The following is a 21396-nucleotide window of genomic DNA, read 5'->3' as shown; positions in this document are numbered from 1 at the left end:
CGCGGCAGCGGGAGCCTGATCGGCTCCGTTCATTTCACAGGCGGGAACGCCAAGGGCTTTGCCCTCTCGTTTCCCGAAGCGGAATAGCCGTCCCCGTGTGGCGGTCGCTGCGCGCCTGCTGGCCCGCGCCAGAACGGCGATTCCGCTTACCCTCCCCCTCCCATCCTCGCCGGAAGGCAGAGCCGCATGGCCGCAGGCAAGCGGCTTTCAGCCGAGGAAGGAGGCAAAAATGGACGATGTCCTGTTGATGTACCGGGCGTGCGGTGCGGAGTGCCGGGAAGACTGGTTGCGGTTGCTGGCCGACGAAAACGGCATGCCGCTGGCCGAAGTGCAGCGCGCGGCAGACCGGTTCGGCCCGGCCGGCGAGTTTGGTGCACTGGTCGACTTTTGCGAATGTCAGGGAGGGCGGCTGCAATGACCCGTTCGGTTTCTCAATCAACAAGCCGCGCCGAAGCTGTCGCCCGGCTCAACGATCTGGCCCGCAAGGCGATGGGCGTTGCCTGCACTGCCGTCGCCACATCTGGCTTTCGTTCGCTCGCCGCGTCCGATCAATCGCGGGTGCGCGAGCTTATCGAAGACTTCGATGCTTTTACGCCTGACAATGATCCTTATGGCGAACGTGATTTCGGCGCTGTCTATCAGGACAGCCGGGGGTGCTGGACGACCAGACGGCCCGGTGAATGCCGCGAGACAGTTTTCTGGAAAATCGACTGCTACGGACACTCGATGGAATGGGCGAGCGACAATCCGGCCAATCCCGCAGTTACGCGACGAGTTCTGACCATCATGCTTGCAGAGGAGTATTGAGTCTGTGGGGAGCTGGGGAAATTTTCCCAGGCTCCCCTTGCGCTTGTTCCACAAATGTTTCACCACTGGGTCGCAGTTGGACAGGTTGTCCGAAAGAGTCCCAGTGGAGAACGCCATGCTCGACCGCCGAACCGAATTTGCGAAGCTGCGTGAGCGGGCGGGACTTTCGGTTGAGGAGGCGGCGAAGCTGCTGCGGGTGACGGATCGTTCGATCCGGCGCTATGAAACTATGGGGCCTCGCGGCACCGAGCCGACGCCGCTCGCCATGGACCTGATGATGCGGATGGCCGAAGTCAGCGTACCGAGACTTCCGGCAGCCCGGCCAGCGTCCAGGTTTCGTTTCATTGACCTTTTCGCCGGGATCGGTGGCCTGCGGCGCCCTTTCGAGGAAATCGGCGGCAAATGCGTCTTTACCGCCGAATGGGACAAATACTCACGCCAGACCTATGCCGCCAATTTTCGCGACAATCCGATCGATCACGAGTTTGCCGGGGACATCCGTCCCTACGCGGAGGAACCCTGGCGGGTTCCGGAGCACGATGTTCTCCTGGCTGGCTTCCCGTGCCAGCCGTTTTCGATTGCCGGGGTGTCGAAGAAGAATTCGCTTGGCCGTCCGCATGGCTTCCTGTGTGATACGCAAGGGACGCTGTTCTACGACCTTGCCAAGATCATCGCCCATCACCGCCCGGCAGCTTTCCTGCTTGAAAACGTCAAGAACCTTGAACGGCACGACGGCGGGCGGACTTTCGCCACTATCATGCACGTACTGACGCAGGAGCTGGGTTACCAGGTCGACTATCGCGTGATCAGCTCTGCGCCGTGGGTGCCGCAGAAGCGCGAGCGGGTATTTATTGTCGGGTTTCGCGAGGGCTCCGACTTCAACTTTGACGATCTTGAGGTGCCGGAAGGCAGCGCACCGGTTCTGGGCGATATTCTGGAACGCAAGGTTGATCCCAAATACACGTTGACCGAGCACCTCTGGAACTACCTCCAGGGTTACAAGGAAAAGCATGCCAAGGCAGGCAACGGCTTTGGCTATTCGGTGTTCGGTCCCGGAGATGTCTCCCGCACCTTGTCGGCACGTTATCACAAGGACGGGTCTGAATGCTTGGTCCTGCAACCTGGCAACCGCCCCCGCCGGTTGACCCCGCGCGAGTGTGCCCGGCTAATGGGTTTTGAGGAGCCGCAAGGCAGCAAGTTTGAAATCCCGGTGTCGGACACGCAGGCCTACCGGCAGTTCGGGAACGCAGTCGTTGTTCCGGTGGTCCGCGCCGTTGCCACGATCATGGCCCCGCATATCCGGGCCGATGCAAGGCCGCCTGCCGTCGATGTGGCAGAGCAACGCGAGCCAATGATGGTGCATGGCTGACACTGTCTCTCCCGAGGTCCGCAGCCGGATGATGGCGGGAATCAGAGGGAAGGACACGCAGCCCGAGCTGACAGTCAGGCGCGCACTGCACGCACAGGGCTTCCGCTACCGGCTTCATGCAGCTGGCATTCCGGGCAGGCCCGATCTTGTGCTTCCGAAATATCATGCGGTGATCTTTGTCCATGGCTGCTTCTGGCACGGGCATGAGTGCCACCTGTTCCGCTGGCCCAGGAGCCGCGAGGAGTTCTGGCGGGACAAGATCGGACGCAACCGCCGCAATGACACGGCCAATGCCGGGCGGCTGGACGAATCCGGGTGGCGTCAGGCTGTCGTCTGGGAATGTGCGCTGAAAGGTAGGATGAAAATGCCGGTGGAGGAGGTGACGGACCAGCTTGCAGACTGGTTACGATCCGGTCAGTCCCGTATCGAGATCGCAGGCCGATCAAATTGAGTGCCGTCGGGAGTCGAAATGCCACAACAGTTTGACCTGTTTGCAGAAGACGACAGCAGCGGCTTGCTTGCCGGTGTGTTGCGGACTGCGACACAACTGTTCGTCAAGAAGCTGTCCAACAATGACCGTGACTGGGCACGTCTGATAAACAAGCACCAGGGCGGCGTGTACGTTCCGCCACGCGAACGGGACAGCGGGTTCTTTCCACCGCTGGTCGCCAAGGAGCGGGATAACCCCGAGGCCGACGAAATCAGGGAGGCCTGGTTCCGCACGGAATGGCCGCAGTTTGGCATCGAGAAGCAGACCCGCCTGGTTCATTACACCAGCAAGGGTCCGGAAACGCATATGACCCGCGTTCCGAAAGAAGCCTTTGCCAGCCTGTCCCCGGCATCGTGGCTGGTCATGGTCCGCGCCGACCGGGACGGCGCGCCGGGGTTCGTCTGCCTCACCATTGACTCAAATTCCGACGAGGCAATTGTCCTCGCCGATACGCTTGCGCTGGCCGCCAAATTTACATCGGAAATTCTCGATCCGATCGCCATCATGGCGATGGAACGCGACCGGATCATGGATTTCGCCGAGGAGGTCGCGCTTGCCTGGCTGGCGGGCAACATTGCGGGTTTCGCGGCAGACCGGGCGAAAATGCCGGTCACCGTGGACCTCGCGACCATGGCGCGGACCGCATTCCTCGAAAAATTCAAGCTTCCTGCCCTTAACCCATTCGAGATGGACCGCCCCGGCGACGCGATCCGCGAAATCAGCCGGGTGTTCGAATGGGACTTGTTCCGGGAGTTCCAGCGCCGCGAACGGGCAGTCGAACTGGTCAGAGCTGTTCTGGGAGACGATGCCGTCAAGCTCGACATGAAGGGTATCGTTCGGCGGCTGGTCGATGCAACAGGCGCAATCGATGCGATCATGCTGTCGGCCAGCCAGCAGCGGAAATCCCGCGCAGGCTACTCGTTTGAACACCAGATCGAGGCGATGCTGGTCGCTGGCGGAATCCCGTTTGCCAAGCAGGTCGTCATTGATGCGCGCAAGCGGCCCGATTTTGTGCTGCCGTCGCTGACCCACCTGCGCAAACCGCTTGAGGGTCCGGCGCGCGGCCTGATCCTGAGCGCCAAGACGACACTCCGCGAGCGCTGGAAGCAGGTCCAGCGCGAAATGGGCGGAAGCGACCTGTTCCTTGCCACTGTCGATGAATCGATTGCGGCGAACGCGATCGAGGACATGGCATCGATGGGAATTTCCCTTGTCGTGCCCGAAAGCCTCAAGACCTCGAAGGACACTGAATACGTCCGGCACGACAATGTGCTCGACTTCGAGACGTTCTTTCGCGGCGAGCTTCAGTTGCTAAGAATGCCCGCCTGGGCCTAGGTCGGCCGTCAAACGCCCGCCATTGGCCGTGCCCTGCTGTGCGAGTTTGCATTCGCATGGGGATTTCATGCGGCGGCCTCGTCGATTTCCGCACCGTGCACCCACTGCCGCTCCATTCATGTCTCGCCTCGTTTCAGCACCGGCACTGACCGCACGCGTTCAGCCGTCAATGCCCGGCCCGCGCCGGTTCGCATGCGCTCACCCGTGTTGGGCATGACGGCTGACCTTGGACGTGCGGCCTCTCGGTTTGGTGCAACGCGCCACCAGACACGAAAGGACAGTTCCATGGCCCGCAACAATTTCGCACCGGCAGCCGAAGCAAAGGCCCCGGATTTCATTTCCTGGCATGTAGCCAACCGGGGCGAGAAGGCATTCTGGACCAAAATCGGTGCCGCCTGGTTCCACCGCGACCGCAAGGGCATTTCCTTGCAGCTCGAGGTCGTGCCGATCAATGGCCGTATCGTTCTGCGCACGCCGCTCGACGATGAGAAGAAGGAACCGGGCGCTTAGCGCCCGGCTTTCGATTCAGCTGAGAGCCCAACCTCCACCGCCGGTAACATGGGCGTCACGTTCGCGCAGGTTGCGATCCAGGCCGAGTATGTCGTTGAAGTGTGATGCTGTATGTCCGAACAAGCGGTCCAGTGCCGACATCTCGCGAGGAAAACTTGCCGAAAGCTCCTCAAGCTGATCGATCAGTTCGCCCGCAGCCGTCCTCAGCAAGGACTTCGCACCCGCTGCCGGAATTCCGATGTCAGCGCAAAACGCAATCAAATCGTCCGAGGTTATGTCGTCAAAGCGTTTGGCCGCGCCCACGTTGAATGCCAGTTCGTCGGTATAGTCGCCGCCTGTCAGCACCGGCGTAAGGTCATAGAACGGAGCGAGTTGCACCGAGCCGCCGGAGGCCAGGATCAGACCGTTGTTCTTGGCATGGTTGTCGTTGTTACCGAGAAGCAGATTAAACAGCGTCATTCTCATGAATATGTTGCGAGCGAGAGCAGGCTGGTCCGTTGCGGCGAGTATTTTTCCGATTGTCGTCGCATCGAACCGGCGTCCCGCCTCTCCACGCCGCTCATACTTGAGATCGGATGGAAGGCCGCTTGCCTGGGCAAAGTCTTCGACATGCAAGCGATAAACCTTGTCGCCATCTATCGACCGATCGAACCGGTTAATGAGCAGGATTTCATGTTCGCTAATCTGGTCGGCCACACATGTGCCGACTGAGAAACCGCACTTTGCCGCCAGATCGGTCAGGAAGGCTTCGTCACGCGCTTCCTTAGGGGTCTGGCGATCCGGCAGCTTCAGAATGTGGGTCGTGGGCGCGCCCGTCCTATGCTTGGGAAGCGCGAAGCGTCCGTCCGGCAAGGCTGCGAGCGATACCTTCCGGCGAACACCTGCAACTGGCGAGGGGTCGCGCATCCCATCGGGTAGGGGCTTGCCTGTGGCGAGGCGCTCGACGATGTCCCGCAACGTGCCCTCGTCGAGCGGATCATAGTCTTCGCTCAATGTCCCAGGACGTTTCACCGGTGGCCGGTCAAGACCGAGCACGCTGACAGCGCCTGGGCAGTCCGCCCCCAGATGTTCCAGCAGCCCAGCGATGTCGCTGCGTTCGATTCCATAGCGCGCCATGGTCGTTTCGAGCTGGTCGTTTTCGTGGAGCAAATTTCCGAACCACGCGCGGACTGGAACGTCACCAAAGGGCTCTTCGCCCAATGGCAATGAGAGCGATAATGCGTGACTGTTCGGATCCGCCAGCCATTGGGAATTGTAAGTGAAGGACAGATCACCGTCGTCACCTTTAATAAGGTAGCCGACTGGCTCCATCGATGCTTCAAGCCAGACTTGCAGGATGAGCATCAGCGGTTGCGCAATCTGGCGTTGAAATCGATGCCGGCAGCCTGGGCACAGGCCATCACACGGTCGAATTCAAGGCTGGCTTTCCCGCCTTCGAGTTCGGAAACGAACCTTCGTCCGACGCCTGCATGAGCGGCAAATTCAGACTGGTTCATCTTCATAGCCTTGCGCGCGCGGCGGACCAGCGCCCCCAGTTCGGCAACCGATCGCACACGTTCGCCAGGAGGGGGAGCATGCGGCGTTTCAATTCGCGGCGCGGGCAACTTCGGAACGGAAATGCCGGAGGAAGCCTCCGACAACTGCCGAGCGATATCGATCGCCCGCTGATACTGTGGGGTGCGTAGCTGTTCGGAGAGTTTTCGTGCCGTGGCGCCCGGTCCCTCCATTAGGTCATTTATCGCACGATTGATTTTGTTGACGGAATCGAAGGCCGGATTCGTGGCGAGCTTGCGAAATGCCTGATCCTGTTCGTTGAGCGCTTTCAAGAGGCGCTGACTATCGGTCACCGGTTTCATCATTGATCCCTTTCGGGAGCAAAGTGACATTTCACACTCAAGAAGTCAAGAAATGATCCCGAACAGGCGCGAAATACTTCTTCGCCCGCTGAGCAGTGAGATTTGCCACCGTTCGGGAGCATTATCACCATCTGCGAATAGCGCGAGAGCCGCCGGAGTCCGAACAAGCCGCTTCCTCCGATCAGCCTGCCCGCAACCCATCAAGATAGTCGCTCCACCACTGAGCCATCCTGACACGCTCGTCCCAGTATTGGCCGCGATTGTAAGTGCCCCGGATTGCGTTGCTGTCGCCGTGAGCAAGAGCCCGTTCGATTGCGTCGGGATGCCACAGGCCGCTTTCGTTGAGCAGGGTTGACGCTGTTGAGCGAAAGCCGTGCGCCGTCATCTCATCCTTGGAGAAGCCCATGCGCCGAAACGATGCGTTGATGGTGTTTTCGCTCATCGGGCGTTTCCAGGTGTGAAACGCGGGGAACATGTAGCCGGTGCCGATCGTGACCGATTGCAGTTCCCGGAACAGTTCGAGCACCTGCCGGGACAAGGGGACTGCGTGTGTGCGGCGTGCTTTCATTTTGCCTGCCGGGATCGTCCAGATGGCCTTATCCCAGTCCAGTTCGCTCCAGTCGCCGTGACGCAGCTCGCCGGGTCGCACGAAGATATGCGGGGCGATCTTCAGAGCGAGCTTGGTGACCGGGTAGCAGTCAAAGTCGTCGATTGCCCGGAGCAACTGGCCCAGCTTCTCCGGTTCGAGGATGGCGGCATAATGCCGCGCCTTTGGTGTGATCAGTGCACCCTGAAGGATAGCGGTCGGGTCACTTTTGCAAAGACCCAGAGCCGCGCCATATCGGAACACCCGGCTGGAGAAGGATCGGCACTTCTTCGCCGTCTCAAGATTGCCCCGCGCTTCGAGCTTCTTGAGCGCCGCCAGCATCATCTGCGGATCAAGGTCATCGAGAGGCATGTTGCCGATAGCGGGCGACAGCAGTTCCAGAAACCATCGCGCCTTTTTGAGAGTTGCCTCCGCGCGATCCTCTCCGACCATCTTGTGTTCAATGTAGGAGCTCGCGACGACAGCGAAGGTGTTTTCGGCACCAAGCCTGATCTTTGCCTTCTCGCGCTTGCGCTCGCGCATGGGATCAATGCCGTCGGCGACCGAGATGCGCGCGCGGTCGCGCCGCTTCCGAGCTTCGGCCAAGCCTATTTCCGGGAACGCGCCGAATGGCATCTTCTTTTCGATTCCGCCGAATCGATACTTGAATTGCCAGAGTTTTGAACCGTTTGGCTTGACCAGCAGGTAGAGCCCCCCGGAATCGTATCGCTTGTAGGGTTTGGATTCGGGAAGAAAACCCTTAATTTCCTGTACGTTAAGGCTCATCTGGGGGCTCCGCACTCTCGCCGAGCCATATTTGGGGGCCTCAGTGCCCAACGGAGCCCCCAGACCGGGTGAAACTCAGTGGAACAAAGCGGAACGCCAATTACGGCTGGAAGGCGGAAATTGGCAGATTTCTGCCGTTTTTGCAACCCCTCGCAACGCTGCGATGAGAACAAATGGTGCCCAGAAGAGGACTCGAACCTCCACGCCCTTGCGAGCGCCAGCACCTGAAGCTGGTGCGTCTACCAATTCCGCCATCTGGGCACGGGGCAGTCAGGCCGAAGCGCCGCTGCCGGGTAGGAGGGCGCCACTAGCGGGGGGGTGCGGGGCTTGTCAACGCCTGTTTCGGGCGCGGATGAAGATAATCGCGCTGGCCCGGCGAAAATGGCTTGCCGGGGGCGGCCTGCTCTGAAACCAATTGCATAATGGGACCGAAACCGAGTCCAGCACGCACGAGAGGAAGCGGCGATGGCGCAGTATGACCTGATCATCCGGGGCGGGACGATCCACGACGGGACCGGGGCACCGCCGCTGGTCGGCGATGTCGCGGTGAGGGACGGGCGGATTGCTGCGGTGGGCGTTGTCGATGGCGAAGCCGACGAAGTGATCGATGCGGCCGGCAAGATCGTCACGCCCGGATTTGTCGATGTTCACACCCATTTCGACGGGCAGGTGACCTGGGAGAGCCGGCTGGCGCCCTCGTCGGGGCACGGGGTCACTACGGTGGTGATGGGCAATTGCGGGGTCGGCTTTGCGCCCTGCCGTCCAGCCGAGCGCGATACCCTGGTCAAGCTGATGGAGGGGATCGAGGACATTCCCGAAGTGGTGATGGTCGAAGGCCTGCCATGGAACTGGGAGACCTTTCCCGAATATCTCGACGCGCTCGCGCAGCGCCGGCTCGATATCGATATTGCCGCGCAGATCCCGCATTCGGCGCTGCGGGTCTATGTGATGGGCGAGCGTGCGGCGCGCAAGGAACCGCCGACCGCCGAGGACCTGGCGGCGATGCGCGCGCTGGTGGCCGAAGGCATCAGGGCGGGCGGCTTTGGCGTGACCACCTCGCGCAACGTGATGCACCGCACCCGCGCCGGAGACCTTGCCCCCAGCCTGTTCTCCGATGTCGACGAGCTCTGCGCGCTGGCCGGCGGCCTGGACGATGCCGGGGCCGGGGTGTTCCAGATTATCCCCGCGCCAGCCGAACCGGCCGAAGTCGAGTTCCCGATCCTGCGCCAGATTGCCGAGCAATCGGGGCGGCCGATCTCGTTCACCTTGCTTGAGGTGCCGGGGCAGGCGGGCGAGGGCTGGCGCTATCACCTCGCCGAGCTGGACCGGGCGGCCGCCGATGGCCTCAAGATGACGGGTCAGGTCGCGCCGCGTCCGGTCGGCATGTTCTTTGGGCTCAACCTCTCGCTGCACCTGTTCTCCAGCCACCCCAGCTACAAGCCGATCGCGCATCTGCCGCTGGGCGAGCGGGTCGCGATCATGCGCGATCCTGATTTCAAGGCCAGGTTGCTGGCTGAGCAACCAGAAGACAGCAACCCGACCACGCTGATGCTGATCGCTGCATTCCGGGCGACTTGCCCGTGGGGCGAACGGCCTGATTACGAGCCGAGCCGCGAAGATCGGGTCGAGGCGCGGGCGGCGGCGGCGGGCCTTTCGCTCGAGGAGTTCGCTTACGACGCGCTGCTCGCCGATGAAGGTCGGGCGGTGTTCTATCTGCCGGCGGCGAACTATGCCGAGGGTAACCTGAAAGCGGTGCGCGAGATGCTGGGCAGCCCCCATACGCTGATGGCCCTGGCCGACGGCGGGGCGCACTACGGGTTGATCTGCGATGCCAGTTTCCCGACCTATTACCTGCAGCGCTGGGTCCGCGATGCCGCGCCCGACGAGGCGATCGACCTTGCCGATGCCATTGCCGAACTGACCGGCCGCGCCGCCGCGCTGGTTGGCTTTGCCGATCGCGGGCGCGTGGCGGTGGGGATGAAGGCCGATCTCAACGTGATCGACCTCGAGGGCCTGACGCTTCACGTGCCGACGATCGAATACGATCTGCCGGCCGGGGGCAAGCGCATGCACCAGAGGGCTGAGGGGTTCACCGCTACGATCGTTTCGGGCCAGGTGACTTACCGCGACGGCGCCCACACCGGCGCTCTGCCGGGCCGGCTGGTGCGACGGCAGGATGCGGCAATGGCCGCTTGATCCAGCACACCAAGGGCGGGAAGCCGTTCATTGCCTGACTGATTGGTGCGGTCGAGAAGACTCGAACTTCCACGGGCTTTCGCCCACAACGACCTCAACGTTGCGCGTCTACCAGTTCCGCCACGACCGCTAAATCATCGAAGCGGAAAGGCCGCTCCGGGGGGGTAGGAGCGCGCCCTTAGCAAAGGGGGCGGGGGGCTGCAAGCGGGGAAAGCGGGTTAAGTTTTGCCGGGCGCTTGTCCCTGTGGGGGACGCCGCAGAACCGGCGGTTGCGGGTTTGGTGAATCCGGCGTTCACCATTCGCGATGATTGGCCCATTCGCCCTGATCCTTGCAGCCGCGACACCTATCGCTGCCGTGCCGGTGGCCGATGCGCCGGCGCGCGGCATTCAGGTCAGTGGGCGGGCCACGGCCGAGATTGTGCGGGCCGAAACTTCGAGCCCCGTAGCGGGCGAGGGCCGCACACGGCGGCAGGTCCGCAATCGCGGTTCAGGGCACTTCTCGGTCGAATTCGAATAGTGGTCAGCTGCCCGGCTTCCAGCCGTATTCGGCCTTGACCGCTGCCTTGGGCACTGGAACCAGCGCTTCGTTTATTGACACGCTTTCTCCCGGAGCCAGCACCCGTTTCGGCGGTTGGATCACGGAATTGTACACCACCCGTCCGCGCGCGTCGCGCAGCACCACCAGGATTGGCGGGACCGAGCGCGAAGTCTGCGAGATGTTGGTGACCGTTCCATTTGCTTCGAAGAACCAGCTCTGGTCGGGCAATTGGCGCTGGCCCTGGCGTTTTTCCGGGAAGTCGAGCCGAAGTCCGGGTTGCTCTTCGGCGAACATCGGCTGGGCGAACGGCATCCAGCTCGGCAGGCCGTACCAGGCCGCCGCCCCGACCGCGCCGAGCGCGACCACCGCGAACAGGCTGGCCGCGATCGTCCACATACGCGCAGGATTGCGGCGCGGGCGGAAGGGCGGCTCATAATCGAACTGCGAGGTCTGATCGTCGTCGTAATAGCTGCCGGCCGCCGGGCTCGCGATGGTCGGGGGCGGGGCGACGACATCATCTCCAAACCCGCCAAGCGGCGGGGGCGGAGAAGCAGGCTCGTCGAACCCGGGATCAACGGAAGCGGATGCAGCCGCTTCGGGCTCCGGCTCCGGTGCGGGCGGCACGCTGACCTGCGGTTGTTCCACCGGGGCGGGTTCGGGGGCAGGGGGCGGCGGTGTCGCAACCGGTTCCGGCGGTGCAGGATCTGCCAGATCGAGCACCGGGCCGTCCTGAAACCACGAATGGCGGCACTTGGCGCAGCGTACTGTGCGACCGTCCACGCCGATCGCCGTGTCGGGAACGACGTAACGCGTATTGCAGGCGGGACAGGCGATGATCATGGTACCGCGTTAAACATGGCCGGGTGCCATCCGGCAAGCATTGCCTGGGGACAGATGCGCGCCTATTCCCTTTTTTCCACATGGATTGGCCGCTATAGCCCGGCCAAGCCCAGCCACCCACCGGACAACCCCAAATCTCATGACCAACAGCACCGACGGGGAAATCGTCCATTTCGACAACGTCGGGCTGCGTTACGGCACCGATCGCGAGGTGCTGAGCGACGTTTCCTTCACCCTGTTCCCCGGCAGTTTCTATTTCCTGACCGGGGCGAGCGGGGCGGGCAAGACCTCGCTGCTCAAGCTGCTGTACCTGGCCCAGCGTCCGTCACGCGGAATGATCCGGATGTTCGGGACCGATGCGATCACCCTCCCGCGCGAACGCCTGCCGACCTTGCGCCGCCGCCTGGGGGTGGTGTTTCAGGAGTTCCGGCTGGTCCCGCACCTCTCGGCGTTCGATAATGTCGCCCTGCCGTTGCGGGTGGCTGGGGTGGCGGAGAAGGACCTGGTCAAGCCGGTTGCCGACATGCTCGAATGGGTCCGTCTGGGCGAGCGGATGCATGCGCTCCCGGCCCAGCTTTCGGGTGGTGAGCAGCAGCGCGTGGCGATTGCCCGGGCGGTGATCGGCCGGCCGGAGATGCTGATTGCCGACGAACCGACCGGCAACGTCGATCCCGATATGGCGATCAAGCTGCTGCGCCTGTTCGAAGCGCTCAACCGGATGGGGACGACCGTGGTGGTCGCTACCCACGATGTCCACCTGCTCAAGAAGGTGCCGGAATCGCTGATCATGCGGCTCGACAAGGGGCGTCTGTCCGATCCGACCGGGGCCTTGCGTTATCCGCCGCGGCCGCATGGCGGCTTTGGATCGCGGGGCTAAGGTCATGGCATTCTCGTTGTCCTCGCTGACCACCAGCCTGCGCACCCTGTCGCGCGGGACCGGGCCGGACCTGATGCCGCAAGGGCGGCTCGCCGGGCCAATGCCGTGGGTGATTGCCATCATGGTGGCGCTGACGGTGATCGCTGCCGCTGCGGGCCTTGCGCTCAGCAATACTGCCAGCAATGCCTCCGATGCGCTGTCGGGCGGAGCGACGGTCCAGGTGGTCGAAGCCAATCCCGCCGAACGCGACCGTCAGGCCAAGGAGGCTGCGAGAGTGCTTCAGGCGACCCCGGGGGTAATCGATGTCCGGATTGTCTCGCAGCAGGAAGTCGAAAAGCTGATTGAGCCGTGGCTGGGCGTGCGCACCGGCGAGGACGGCATTCCCGTGCCAGCGCTGGTCGATGTCCGGCTGCGCGACGGAGTCGATGGCGAAAAGCTGGGCCAGCTGCGGCGGCAGGTGCGCCAGGTGGCGCCGGCGGCGCGGGTCGATGCGCAATCGACCTGGCTTAAGCCGGTGTTCAGTGCGATCGATTCGCTGCAGTGGCTGGCCCTGGCGCTGGTCGCGCTGCTCGGCTTTGCCCTGGCCGCGGCGGTGCTGCTGGCGGTGCGGACGGCGCTGGGTACCAACCGCGAGACTATCGAGATCGTCCACCTGCTCGGCGGAACGGATTCGCAGATCGCGCGGATCTTCCAGCGCACCATCGGGTTCGACGCGGCTGGGGGCGGGGCGGTCGGCCTCGGGCTTGGCCTGGTGGTTGTGCTGTTGCTGGGCCAGCGGTTTGAAGGACTGGGTGCGGGGCTGGTTGATTCTGGTGCGCTCGATTGGATCGACTGGGTCTTGCTGGCGCTGGTCCCGATTGCCGGGGTCGCGCTTGCCATGGTCACCGCGCGGCTGACCGTGATCCGCGCGCTGCGCAAGATGCTGTGATGGTGATGCTGCGCCGGGTGATTTCCTTCCTTGTGCTGGCCTGGGCGCTTGGCTTCATCTGGTTTGCGATCGCCTTGCCGCAGCCGGCGGGGGAAGAGCGGACCGATGCGGTGGTGGTCCTGACCGGCGGGGCCGGGCGGATAGATCGCGGCTTGGAAGTGCTGCGTAGCGGCTGGGCGCCCAAACTGCTTGTTTCCGGCGTCGACCGCGAGGTCAAGCCGCATGAATTCGCGATCGAATACAAGATCGGCAGCCTGCAGATGGCCTGCTGTGTGACCCTCGGCTTCGCCGCGACCGACACCGCCACTAACGCTCGCGAAACTGCTGACTGGATCGAGCGGGAAAAGATCCGCTCGGTCCGCGTCGTAACCAGCGACTGGCACATGCGCCGGGCCGTGGCCGATCTTGAAAAGACCATTCCGGCCGGGGTCACGATCCTGCCCGATGCCGTTCCGACCCGCCCGACGCTCAAGATGCTGTTCCTTGAATACCACAAGATGCTGGCCCGCGTGGCGCTGCGCGCGGTGGGGCGCTGAAATGGCGCGTGTGTTCGATGTCCCGCGCTCGATCGCGTTCTACGTGGTGTTCTATTTCGGCAGCTTGTTGGTGGTGATCGCCAGCCTGCTGGCCCTGCTCGGCAGCAAGGAAACCTTCCAGCGCACGGTTGACAAGTGGGCCCGCTGGCACCGGCTGTGCATGCGGCTGTTTCTTGGGCAGACCGTGCGGGTGGAAGGGGATATCCCCCAGGGTCCGGTCTTCGTTGCGATCAAGCATGAAAGCTTTTTCGAAGCGATCGATCTGGCGCGGCTGCTTCACCGTCCCGGCGTTTTCGCCAAGGCCGAGCTGATGCGGATCCCGCTGTGGGGGCTGGTCGGCGATCGCTATGGATTGGTCGAGGTGCAGCGTGACCAGGGCGCCAAGGCGCTGCGCCATATGATGGCCGCAGCCAAGCGGCTGAGCGGCGAGGAAGGCCGGCCACTGGTGATCTTTCCCGAAGGCACCCGCGTTCCGCACGGACAGGCGCCCAGGCTGCAGGCCGGTTTCGCCGGGATCTACAAGCTGCTTGGCCTGCCGGTGGTGGCGATCGCGACAAATGCCGGACCGCTTTATCATCGCTGGTGGAAACGGCCGGGAGTGATAACGTACAAAGTCGTCGAGGTCATACCGCCGGGTCTTCCGCGCGAGGAAGCGGAGGAACGCGTGCGAATTGCCATCAATGCCCTCAACCCAGAGGCCGGGCTTTGAGCGAAGAGCGCTCGCCGCTCGAAGTGCTCGGCCCCGGGCTGGTAACCGGCGCGGCGGACGACGATCCATCAGGCATTGGCACTTACAGCCAGGTCGGCGCGCAGTTCGGCTATGGCCTCGCCTGGACGATGTTCTTCGGCTTCCCGCTGCTCGCCGCGATCCAGGCGATCTGCGCGCGGATCGGGGCGACCACTGGCAGGGGTATCGCCCAGAACCTGCGTGAGCACTATCCAAGGTGGCTGCTCCGGACGGTTGTGGTGCTGCTACTGATCGCCAACGTGATCAATCTGGGGGCGGATCTGGGCGCAATGGGCGCGGTGCTGGCCTTGGTGATTCCGGGACCGGTGCTGCTTTTCACGGTCGCCTTCGGAGTGGCCAGCGTGCTGCTGGAAGTGTTCGTCAGCTATTCGCGGTACGCCAGCATCCTCAAATGGACCACGCTGTCGCTGTTTGCCTACGTCGGCGTGGTCTTTGTGGCCGACGTTCCGTGGAGCGAGGCGATCTATGATATCCTCGTGCCGCAGATGGTCTTCGACAAGGATCACGCCATGGCAATGGTCGCGATCTTCGGCACCACGATCAGCCCCTACCTGTTCTTCTGGCAGGCCGGACAGGAAGTGGAAGAGCAGCACCGCCGCCATATCAAGCCGCTCCATGTCAGCCCGCGCGAGGCCGGGCCGGAACTGAGGCGGATCCGCACCGATACCTTGGTCGGGATGGGCTTTTCGCACCTGACCGCACTGTTCATCATCGTTGCCACCGCCGCGACTCTTCATGCCCACGGCATCAACGACATCACCAGCGCCGCGCAGGCGGCTGAGGCCCTGCGCCCGATTGCCGGCGATTTTGCCTTTGCGCTGTTCGCCGTCGGAATCATTGGCACCGGCTTGCTCGCGGTACCGATCCTGGCGGGGAGCGCCGCCTATGCGGTCAGCGAAACCTTCGGCTGGGTCGAAGGGCTGGACCGCAAGCCGCGTGAGGCCAAGGCGTTCTATGGGGTTATCGCCCTGGCAACCGCCGGGGGACTGGCGCTCAACCTGATCGGGCTGGATCCGATGCGGGCGCTTTACTGGGCGGCCGTGGTCAACGGCCTGCTTGCTCCGCCGTTGATGGTGGTGACCATGCTGATTGCCCGCAACCGCCGGGTGATGGGTGAACTGGTGATCCCGCGCTGGCTGGAGATCGGCGGCTGGATTTCGACCCTGGTGATGTGGGTGGTTGCGGGCGTCTTCCTGCTCAGCTGACGCGGGTTACGCTGACCCGCTGTTCGACCAGTTCGGCGATCCCGAAGCTCGACAGGAACGGAATGTCGGCCGCGTCGCGCCCGACTCCGATCTTCGCAACCTCGTTCGCGGCGGCCATTCCGGTCGCATCGACCAGATACCACTGCCCGGCCAGGAACACTTCGGCCACGGCATGGAAATCGGGCGGATCGACATCGGGGGCATAGACCGAGGCATAGCGCGCCGGGATCGAGGCGGCGCGGGCCAGGGTGATCAGCAAGTGGGCATAGTCGCGGCATACCCCGCGGCGCTGGATGAACGTGTCGCTGGCGCAGGTTCCGGCATGGCTCGCACCAGCCTCATAGGTTAGGTGTCCGGCGACCCAATCGCGCAGCGCACAAACCAGCTCGCCGCCGCCGATCGGGCCGAATTCCGATTGCACGAAATCGCTGAACCGGTCGGACGGGCAGAACCGCGACGGCATCAGGTAGTCGATCACCGCGCCGGGCAGACGGTGTGGCTGCGTCTCTGGCAGGGCGCTCAGATCGATTATCGGTCGGGCGATATCGACCTGCGCCTTGTAATCGAGCGCCAGTTCCCCTTCGACCCGGATCCAGATCCGTTCGCCGATCTCGTCATGGCCAGCGACGCGGCCGAAATGCTGGGTCGGGGTGAGCCACAGCTCGGGGGCGATCACCTGCTGATCGGGCAGGGTCGCTGCTTCAAGCTGAAGCAAAACGTCGGTCGGCTCGGCGAAAAGGTAGAACAGCCGGGCGTGGATCGACAGCGTCATGGCCGCCGCAGTCGTGGCTGGCGATCAACCACCATGGTCGCTTCGGCCGAAGTCGGGCCGGGCATCGTCCTGGCCCAGTTCGATGATCGAACGACGGATCGCGCGGGTGCGGGTGAAATGATCGAACAACTGGTCGCCGTCGCCGACCCGGATCGCGCGCTGCAGTGCGGTCAGGTCTTCGGTGAAGCGCTGCAGCATCTCCAGCACCGCGTCCTTGTTGGACAGGAACACGTCGCGCCACATGGTTGGATCGCTGGCGGCAATCCGGGTGAAATCGCGAAAGCCGCCGGCCGAATACTTGATCACTTCGCCCTCGGTCACCTCTTCAAGGTCCGACGCGGTGCCGACGATGGTGTAGGCGATCAGGTGCGGCAGGTGGCTGGTGACGGCCAGCACCATATCATGGTGCCGCGCGTCCATCACTTCGATCTTGGCACCAAGGGCCTGCCACAAGTCCGCCAGCGCCTTGACCAGCACCGGATCGGCGTCGGCGGGCGGGGTGATGATGCACCAGCGGTTCTGGAACAGGCTGGAAAAGCCCGCGTCAGGCCCCGAACGCTCGGTCCCGGCAACAGGGTGAGCCGGGATTACCGCGATCCCCGGCAAGGCTGCGACGAGCGCATTCGCGACCGATTGCTTGGACGATCCGACGTCGCTGACCAGCGCGCTGGGCTTGAGGTGCGGGGCGATCGCCTGGGCAGCGGCTTCCATCGTGCCGACCGGTACGCACAGGATAACCAGATCGGCATCGCGCACCGCGTCGCCCGGGCTGTCGCAGACTGTGCCGACGAGGCCACGCTCGGCCGCGCGGGTGCGGGCGGCTGGATCGGCATCGTATCCGGTGGTGACGGAGCCCGGCAGGTGTTCCTTCAGCGCCAGCCCGATCGAGCCGCCGAGCAGGCCAAGGCCGATGATCGCGATCCGCTCGAAGCTCATCGCGCGGCCTCTGCCAGATCACGCAGCAGCGCGGCAATCGCGTCCATCTGCTCGGCCGTGCCAATCGTTATCCTCAGGCCATGGCCCAGACCCTGGCCGGGCAGCCAGCGGGTGATATAGCCGGCCTCGGCCAGGCCGCTGTAAGCCGCTTCGCCGGTAAGCAGGCCTTCGCACAGCACCATCACGAAGTTTGCCTCGCTCGGCACCGTGCGGATCCCGTGATTGCCCAAGGCCTCCATCGCGGCAACGAAGCGGGCGCGGACGGCGCTGTTGTGCTCCCGCGAATGGCGGACGAAGTCCTGATCACCCAGCGCCTTCAGCGCCATCGCCTGGGCCTCGTTCGAAACGTTGAATGCGCCGCGCAGGCGGTTGAGCACTTCGACCACGGCCAGCGCCCCGGTGCCCCAGCCGACCCGCTCACCGGCCAGACCATATGCCTTGGAGAAGGTCCGGGTGACCAGCACGTTCGGCTGGCTGGCAGCGAGGTCGAGCGAGCCGTCGTCGGCAGCCGGGTCGACATATTCGGCATAGGCCTGATCCAGCACCAGCAGCACATCGCCCGGCAGGCCGGCGTGGAGCCGGGCAATCTCGGCGCGGGGCAGATAGGTGCCGGTCGGGTTGTTGGGGTTGGCAACGATCACCACCCGGGTGCGCGGGGTGACCGCGGCCAGCATCGCATCGACGTCGGTGCCATAGTCGCGGGCCGGGGCCTCGACCGGCTCGGCGCCGCTGCGCCGCGCGACGATATCATAAAGCGAGAACGAGTATTGCGAGAACAGCACCTCGTCACCCGGCCCGGCATAGGCGCTGGCGGCAAGGTAGAGCAGCTCGCCCGATCCCGCCCCCATGATGATCCGCGCGGGATCGATCCCGTGGAATGCGCCCAGCGCCTCGCGAAGTGCGGTGCTGTCGCCATCGGGATAGAGCGAGGGATGGACCGCCTCCGACCGCGCGGCCAGCGCGGCGGGGCTGCAGCCCAGCGGGTTCTCGTTGGCCGAGAGCTTGACTAGCGGCCGCCCGTCCGCGCCGGCGCTCTTGCCGGGGACGTAAGCGTGGATCCCTGCGATCCAGGGCTTGGGAGTGGGGCCGCTTGTCATTGCGCGCCGCCCTTAGCAGGCCTTTCGCCGATTGACAGCCCGCTTCTAGTCTACCAAGCGGCGGGAATGGCCGATGCCGCGATCAGAACCGCCAGCCAGGTGCTGGAATTGCCTGCGCCGCTGCCGCTGGACGGCGGGCAGAGCCTGAGCGGCGTGCGCGCGGCCTATGAGACTTACGGCACGCTCAATCCCGACAAGTCCAACGCGGTCATCATCTTCCATGCCCTGACCGGAGACCAGTGCGTGGCCAGTCCGCACCCGATCACCGGCAAGCCTGGCTGGTGGGTCCGCATGGTCGGGCCGGGCAAGCCGATCGACACCGACCGGCTGTTCGTGATCTGCGCCAATGTGCTGGGCGGCTGCTATGGCTCGACCGGACCGGCCAGCCTGGCGCCCGACGGTCAGCCTTATGCGATGCGCTTTCCGGTGATCACGATCCGCGACATGGTCCGCGCCCAGGTCGCGCTGCTCGATGCGCTGGGGATCGAGCAGCTTCACGCCGTGATCGGCGGTTCGATGGGCGGAATGCAGGCATTGAGCTTTGCCGCGAACTGGCCTGAACGGACCCGCGCCGCGCTGGTCATCGCCAGCACCGCCCGCCATTCGGCCCAGAACATCGCTTTCCACGAAGTCGGTCGCCAGGCGATCATGGCCGATCCGAAGTGGAAAGGTGGCGATTATTATGGTGCCAAGGGCCCTGACAACGGCCTCGCCGTAGCGCGGATGGCGGCGCACATCACCTATCTGTCCGAAGAGGGCATGCACGAAAAGTTCGGCCGCAAGCTGCAGGACCGTGATGCCAAGACTTTCGGCTTCGATGCCGATTTCCAGGTCGAAAGCTATCTGCGCCACCAGGGGCTGAGCTTTACCGACCGGTTCGATGCCAATTCCTACCTCTATATCACCCGGGCGATGGACTATTTCGACTTGGCCGAGGAAGTTTCGGGCGGCGAGGGGAGCGGACGGCTGGCCGATGCGTTCCGCGCCAGCAAGGCCCGGTTTTGCCTGATCAGCTTCGATACCGACTGGCTCTATCCCACGATCGAAAGCCGGACCATCGCCCATGCGCTCAATGCCGCCGGGGCACCGGTCAGCTTCGTCGAATTGAGCGCGCCGTTCGGGCATGACAGCTTCCTGCTCGATGTGCCCGCGCTTGACCGGGTGATTGCAGGGTTCCTGGCGCAATGACCGCGCTGCGCCCCGATCTGGCGGTGATCGCCGCCAATGTCGCGCCGGGCAGCCGGGTGCTCGATATCGGTTGCGGCGATGGCCAGCTGATGGCGGAGCTGCGCGATCGCAGCGGGATTGACGCGCGCGGGATGGAACTCGACCCTCACGGCGTGGCGGACTGCGTCGCCAAGGGGCTATCGGTGATGCAGGGCGATGCCGATACCGACCTTGCCGACTATCCCGATGCCGCGTTCGATTACGCGATCCTCAGCCAGACCTTGCAGACTACCAAGCGGCCCGATCTGGTGCTGGATGAACTGCTGCGGGTCGGGCGCAAGGCCTTTGTCTCGTTCCCCAATTTCGCGCACTGGAAGGTCCGGGCCAGCCTGCTGTGGAACGGGCGGATGCCGGTAACGCGGCTGCTGCCGATTGCCTGGTACGAAACGCCCAACATCCACCACGTCACGGTGCGCGACTTCCGCGAACTGGTGGTGGCGAAGGGTTATGGCATCGAGGGCGAGTGGTTCCTCTCGGGCGACAAGTACATTGGTCCGGCAGCCGCTGCATGGCGGGCGGAACACGCGGTGTTCCTGCTGTCACGCTGAGGCGTCGTTGACCAGGGTCACTTCATCGTCGCGGGCGAGCACCCACAGGCTGAGCCCGGCGGACTTGCCGCGCGCCACCGCCATCGAGGTCGGGAGCGAAACCGTGACCAGCGTTGTCGCCCCGGCGCGGACCGCCTTCTCGACAATCTCGAAGCTGCAGCGCGCAGTCGACAGGACGAAGCCGGGTGAAAGCGCCTGTCCGCACCGGGCCATGGCCCCGACCAGCTTGTCGAGCGCATTGTGCCGCCCGACATCCTCCCGGACCAGGCCGATCGCTCCATCCGCAGCGACATGGGCCGCGGCATGGGCGGCTCCGGTTGCCCGGCCCAACGGCTGGTGATCGCGCAGCTGCGCGAGCGCGGCGAAGATCGCGGCGGGTTCGATTGCGCGGTGCGGAGGAACGACGGGCAGGGCGCGGGCAACTTCGGCCAGGTTCTCGATCCCGCACAGCCCGCAGCTCGATTCTGCAACGCGGCTGCGGACCCGTTCGGTCAGCTTGTCGATGCCAAGACCGCTGAGCGCGGCGCGGACAATCCAGCCCTGTTCGACTTCAGCCACGGCAATGTCCGCAACTTCGGCAGGGCTGGCGGCCAGACCTTCGTTGAGGGCAAAGCCGATCGCGAAGTCTTCCAGGTCCTGCGGCGTGGCCATCATCACCGCATAGGAAAGACCATTGAACTCAAGCGCCACCGGCACCTCCGGCACCCAGCTGCGAGTTACCCCGCGGCTGGAGCCGTCGGGCCGGATGGCGCTGGCAGAGTCCATTACATCCGCTTGAGCGCGCAGAGCTTGTTGCCGTCGGGATCGCGCAGGTAAGCCAAATAAAGCGCGCCCATGCCGCCCTCGCGCACGCCCGGCGGGTCTTCACAGGTGGTGCCTCCGGCTGCAACACCGGCCGCGTGCCAGGCATCGGCCTGCTCAGGGCTGTCCATCGCAAAGCCGATCGTGCCGCCGTTGGCGTGTGTTGCGGGTTCGCCATTGATCGGCGCGGTAACGAGGAAGATTCCGCCATTGTGCATATAGATCAGACGGCCCTTGTCATCCTGGATCGCTTCCTTGCCGCCGATCGCGGTGAACAGGGCATCATAGAAGGTCTTCGATTTGGCCAGATCGTTCGATCCAACCATGTTGTGGCTGTACATGCGCGCTCTCCTTCGCGGTTCGGTTGCGATTCGATACGTGTATCGACTGCCAGCCTGTGGTCAATC

24 protein-coding genes and 2 tRNA genes are annotated in these 21396 nt (G+C 64.0%); 15 read left to right on the top strand and 11 right to left on the bottom strand.

The features are described from left to right. Positions 1-229 precede the first annotated feature (229 nt). The 6 genes from B2V17_RS06855 (at position 230) to B2V17_RS06830 (ending at position 4511) form a co-directional block, all read left to right on the top strand. The gene (locus B2V17_RS06855) at positions 230-418 is read left to right on the top strand and encodes a hypothetical protein (RefSeq protein ID WP_292996491.1); all 189 of its coding nucleotides are present in this window, start codon (positions 230-232) and stop codon (positions 416-418) included. Next, entirely contained in the window at positions 415-807 is a 393-nt protein-coding gene (locus B2V17_RS06850) for a DUF3768 domain-containing protein (RefSeq protein WP_292996489.1), read from the top strand. Before B2V17_RS06855 ends, B2V17_RS06850 begins: the two co-directional genes overlap by 4 nt. 115 nt (positions 808-922) lie before the next feature. Then, positions 923-2176 (top strand): DNA (cytosine-5-)-methyltransferase, encoded by a 1254-nt coding sequence (gene dcm, locus B2V17_RS06845; RefSeq protein ID WP_292996487.1) that lies wholly within the window; start codon positions 923-925, stop codon positions 2174-2176. Continuing rightward, on the top strand, positions 2169-2627 hold the full coding sequence (locus B2V17_RS06840) for a very short patch repair endonuclease (RefSeq protein WP_292996485.1): 459 nt from the start codon (positions 2169-2171) through the stop codon (positions 2625-2627). The genes dcm and B2V17_RS06840 overlap by 8 nt, the downstream gene beginning before the upstream one ends. 18 nt (positions 2628-2645) lie before the next feature. Then, entirely contained in the window at positions 2646-4001 is a 1356-nt protein-coding gene (locus B2V17_RS06835; protein ID WP_292996483.1) for a type II restriction endonuclease, read from the top strand. Between the two features lie 285 nt (positions 4002-4286). After that, entirely contained in the window at positions 4287-4511 is a 225-nt protein-coding gene (locus tag B2V17_RS06830; protein ID WP_292996481.1) for a hypothetical protein, read from the top strand. Positions 4512-4526: 15 nt separating this feature from the next. Here B2V17_RS06830 and B2V17_RS06825 read toward each other — a convergent pair whose 3' ends face one another. The 4 genes from B2V17_RS06825 to B2V17_RS06810 all read right to left on the bottom strand — a co-directional run bounded on the left by B2V17_RS06825 (position 4527) and on the right by B2V17_RS06810 (position 8000). Then, positions 4527-5855, bottom strand: coding sequence for a type II toxin-antitoxin system HipA family toxin (locus B2V17_RS06825; protein ID WP_292996479.1), 1329 nt, complete (start codon positions 5853-5855; stop codon positions 4527-4529). Further along, the gene (locus tag B2V17_RS06820; RefSeq protein ID WP_292996477.1) at positions 5855-6367 is read right to left on the bottom strand and encodes a helix-turn-helix transcriptional regulator; all 513 of its coding nucleotides are present in this window, start codon (positions 6365-6367) and stop codon (positions 5855-5857) included. The genes B2V17_RS06825 and B2V17_RS06820 overlap by 1 nt, the downstream gene beginning before the upstream one ends. A 181-nt stretch (positions 6368-6548) precedes the next feature. Beyond that, a complete protein-coding gene (locus B2V17_RS06815) occupies positions 6549-7739 on the bottom strand; it encodes a tyrosine-type recombinase/integrase (protein WP_292996475.1) in 1191 nt (396 codons plus the stop codon). 174 nt (positions 7740-7913) lie between these two features. Beyond that, a tRNA-Leu gene (locus B2V17_RS06810) sits at positions 7914-8000 on the bottom strand. Between the two features lie 204 nt (positions 8001-8204). Between B2V17_RS06810 and B2V17_RS06805 the strand changes: the two genes are divergently transcribed. After that, positions 8205-9935 carry an N-acyl-D-amino-acid deacylase family protein gene (locus tag B2V17_RS06805; protein ID WP_292996473.1) on the top strand — a complete coding sequence of 577 codons (1731 nt, stop codon included), beginning with the start codon at positions 8205-8207 and terminating at the stop codon, positions 9933-9935. Between the two features lie 43 nt (positions 9936-9978). Here B2V17_RS06805 and B2V17_RS06800 read toward each other — a convergent pair. Next, positions 9979-10065: transfer RNA gene (locus B2V17_RS06800), tRNA-Leu, on the bottom strand. A gap of 175 nt (positions 10066-10240) precedes the next feature. Here B2V17_RS06800 and B2V17_RS06795 point away from each other — a divergent pair. After that, complete coding sequence (locus tag B2V17_RS06795; RefSeq protein WP_292996471.1) at positions 10241-10453, top strand: hypothetical protein; 213 nt, start codon at positions 10241-10243, stop codon at positions 10451-10453. Positions 10454-10456: 3 nt separating this feature from the next. Here B2V17_RS06795 and B2V17_RS06790 read toward each other — a convergent pair whose 3' ends face one another. Beyond that, entirely contained in the window at positions 10457-11314 is an 858-nt protein-coding gene (locus tag B2V17_RS06790; protein ID WP_292996470.1) for a zinc-ribbon domain-containing protein, read from the bottom strand. Positions 11315-11453: 139 nt separating this feature from the next. Between B2V17_RS06790 and ftsE the strand changes: the two genes are divergently transcribed. From ftsE to B2V17_RS06765, 5 genes are read left to right on the top strand one after another with little or no spacing between them, the layout of a single operon-like run. Further along, entirely contained in the window at positions 11454-12191 is a 738-nt protein-coding gene (gene ftsE, locus B2V17_RS06785) for a cell division ATP-binding protein FtsE (RefSeq protein WP_292996468.1), read from the top strand. 4 nt (positions 12192-12195) lie between these two features. After that, positions 12196-13119, top strand: coding sequence for a cell division protein FtsX (locus tag B2V17_RS06780; protein ID WP_292996466.1), 924 nt, complete (start codon positions 12196-12198; stop codon positions 13117-13119). Further along, entirely contained in the window at positions 13119-13655 is a 537-nt protein-coding gene (locus B2V17_RS06775) for a YdcF family protein (RefSeq protein ID WP_324475487.1), read from the top strand. Before B2V17_RS06780 ends, B2V17_RS06775 begins: the two co-directional genes overlap by 1 nt. Position 13656: 1 nt before the next feature. Continuing rightward, a complete protein-coding gene (locus B2V17_RS06770; protein WP_292996465.1) occupies positions 13657-14364 on the top strand; it encodes a lysophospholipid acyltransferase family protein in 708 nt (235 codons plus the stop codon). Further along, positions 14361-15608 carry an NRAMP family divalent metal transporter gene (locus B2V17_RS06765; RefSeq protein ID WP_292996463.1) on the top strand — a complete coding sequence of 416 codons (1248 nt, stop codon included), beginning with the start codon at positions 14361-14363 and terminating at the stop codon, positions 15606-15608. The genes B2V17_RS06770 and B2V17_RS06765 overlap by 4 nt, the downstream gene beginning before the upstream one ends. On the opposite strand, the gene B2V17_RS06760 is transcribed toward B2V17_RS06765, so the two are convergent. Genes B2V17_RS06760 through B2V17_RS06750 form a run of 3 tightly spaced genes read right to left on the bottom strand, consistent with a single transcriptional unit; the run spans position 15601 to position 18413 of the window. Then, positions 15601-16380, bottom strand: coding sequence for a transglutaminase-like domain-containing protein (locus tag B2V17_RS06760; protein ID WP_292996461.1), 780 nt, complete (start codon positions 16378-16380; stop codon positions 15601-15603). The genes B2V17_RS06765 and B2V17_RS06760 overlap by 8 nt on opposite strands. A gap of 24 nt (positions 16381-16404) precedes the next feature. Continuing rightward, on the bottom strand, positions 16405-17316 hold the full coding sequence (locus B2V17_RS06755) for a prephenate/arogenate dehydrogenase family protein (RefSeq protein WP_292996460.1): 912 nt from the start codon (positions 17314-17316) through the stop codon (positions 16405-16407). Next, the gene (locus B2V17_RS06750; RefSeq protein ID WP_292996458.1) at positions 17313-18413 is read right to left on the bottom strand and encodes a pyridoxal phosphate-dependent aminotransferase; all 1101 of its coding nucleotides are present in this window, start codon (positions 18411-18413) and stop codon (positions 17313-17315) included. Before B2V17_RS06750 ends, B2V17_RS06755 begins: the two co-directional genes overlap by 4 nt. Positions 18414-18479: 66 nt before the next feature. On the opposite strand from B2V17_RS06750, the gene metX reads away from it, so the two are divergent. Together metX and metW are read left to right on the top strand one after the other, a co-directional pair. Then, positions 18480-19601 (top strand): homoserine O-acetyltransferase MetX, encoded by a 1122-nt coding sequence (gene metX / locus B2V17_RS06745; protein ID WP_292996456.1) that lies wholly within the window; start codon positions 18480-18482, stop codon positions 19599-19601. Continuing rightward, complete coding sequence (metW, locus tag B2V17_RS06740; protein WP_292996455.1) at positions 19598-20188, top strand: methionine biosynthesis protein MetW; 591 nt, start codon at positions 19598-19600, stop codon at positions 20186-20188. The genes metX and metW overlap by 4 nt, the downstream gene beginning before the upstream one ends. On the opposite strand, the gene fdhD is transcribed toward metW, so the two are convergent. Next, on the bottom strand, positions 20180-20953 hold the full coding sequence (fdhD, locus tag B2V17_RS06735; RefSeq protein ID WP_292996453.1) for a formate dehydrogenase accessory sulfurtransferase FdhD: 774 nt from the start codon (positions 20951-20953) through the stop codon (positions 20180-20182). The genes metW and fdhD overlap by 9 nt on opposite strands. Beyond that, the gene (locus B2V17_RS06730) at positions 20953-21330 is read right to left on the bottom strand and encodes a VOC family protein (protein WP_292996451.1); all 378 of its coding nucleotides are present in this window, start codon (positions 21328-21330) and stop codon (positions 20953-20955) included. The genes fdhD and B2V17_RS06730 overlap by 1 nt, the downstream gene beginning before the upstream one ends. Between the last annotated feature and the right edge of the window lie 66 nt (positions 21331-21396).

Origin of the sequence: Novosphingobium sp. UBA6272 (assembly GCF_002440635.1) — a bacterium.
Lineage (GTDB): Bacteria > Pseudomonadota > Alphaproteobacteria > Sphingomonadales > Sphingomonadaceae > Novosphingobium.
Note: the sequence above shows the minus strand (reverse complement) of the source record. Positions and strands in the feature narration are given on the sequence as shown.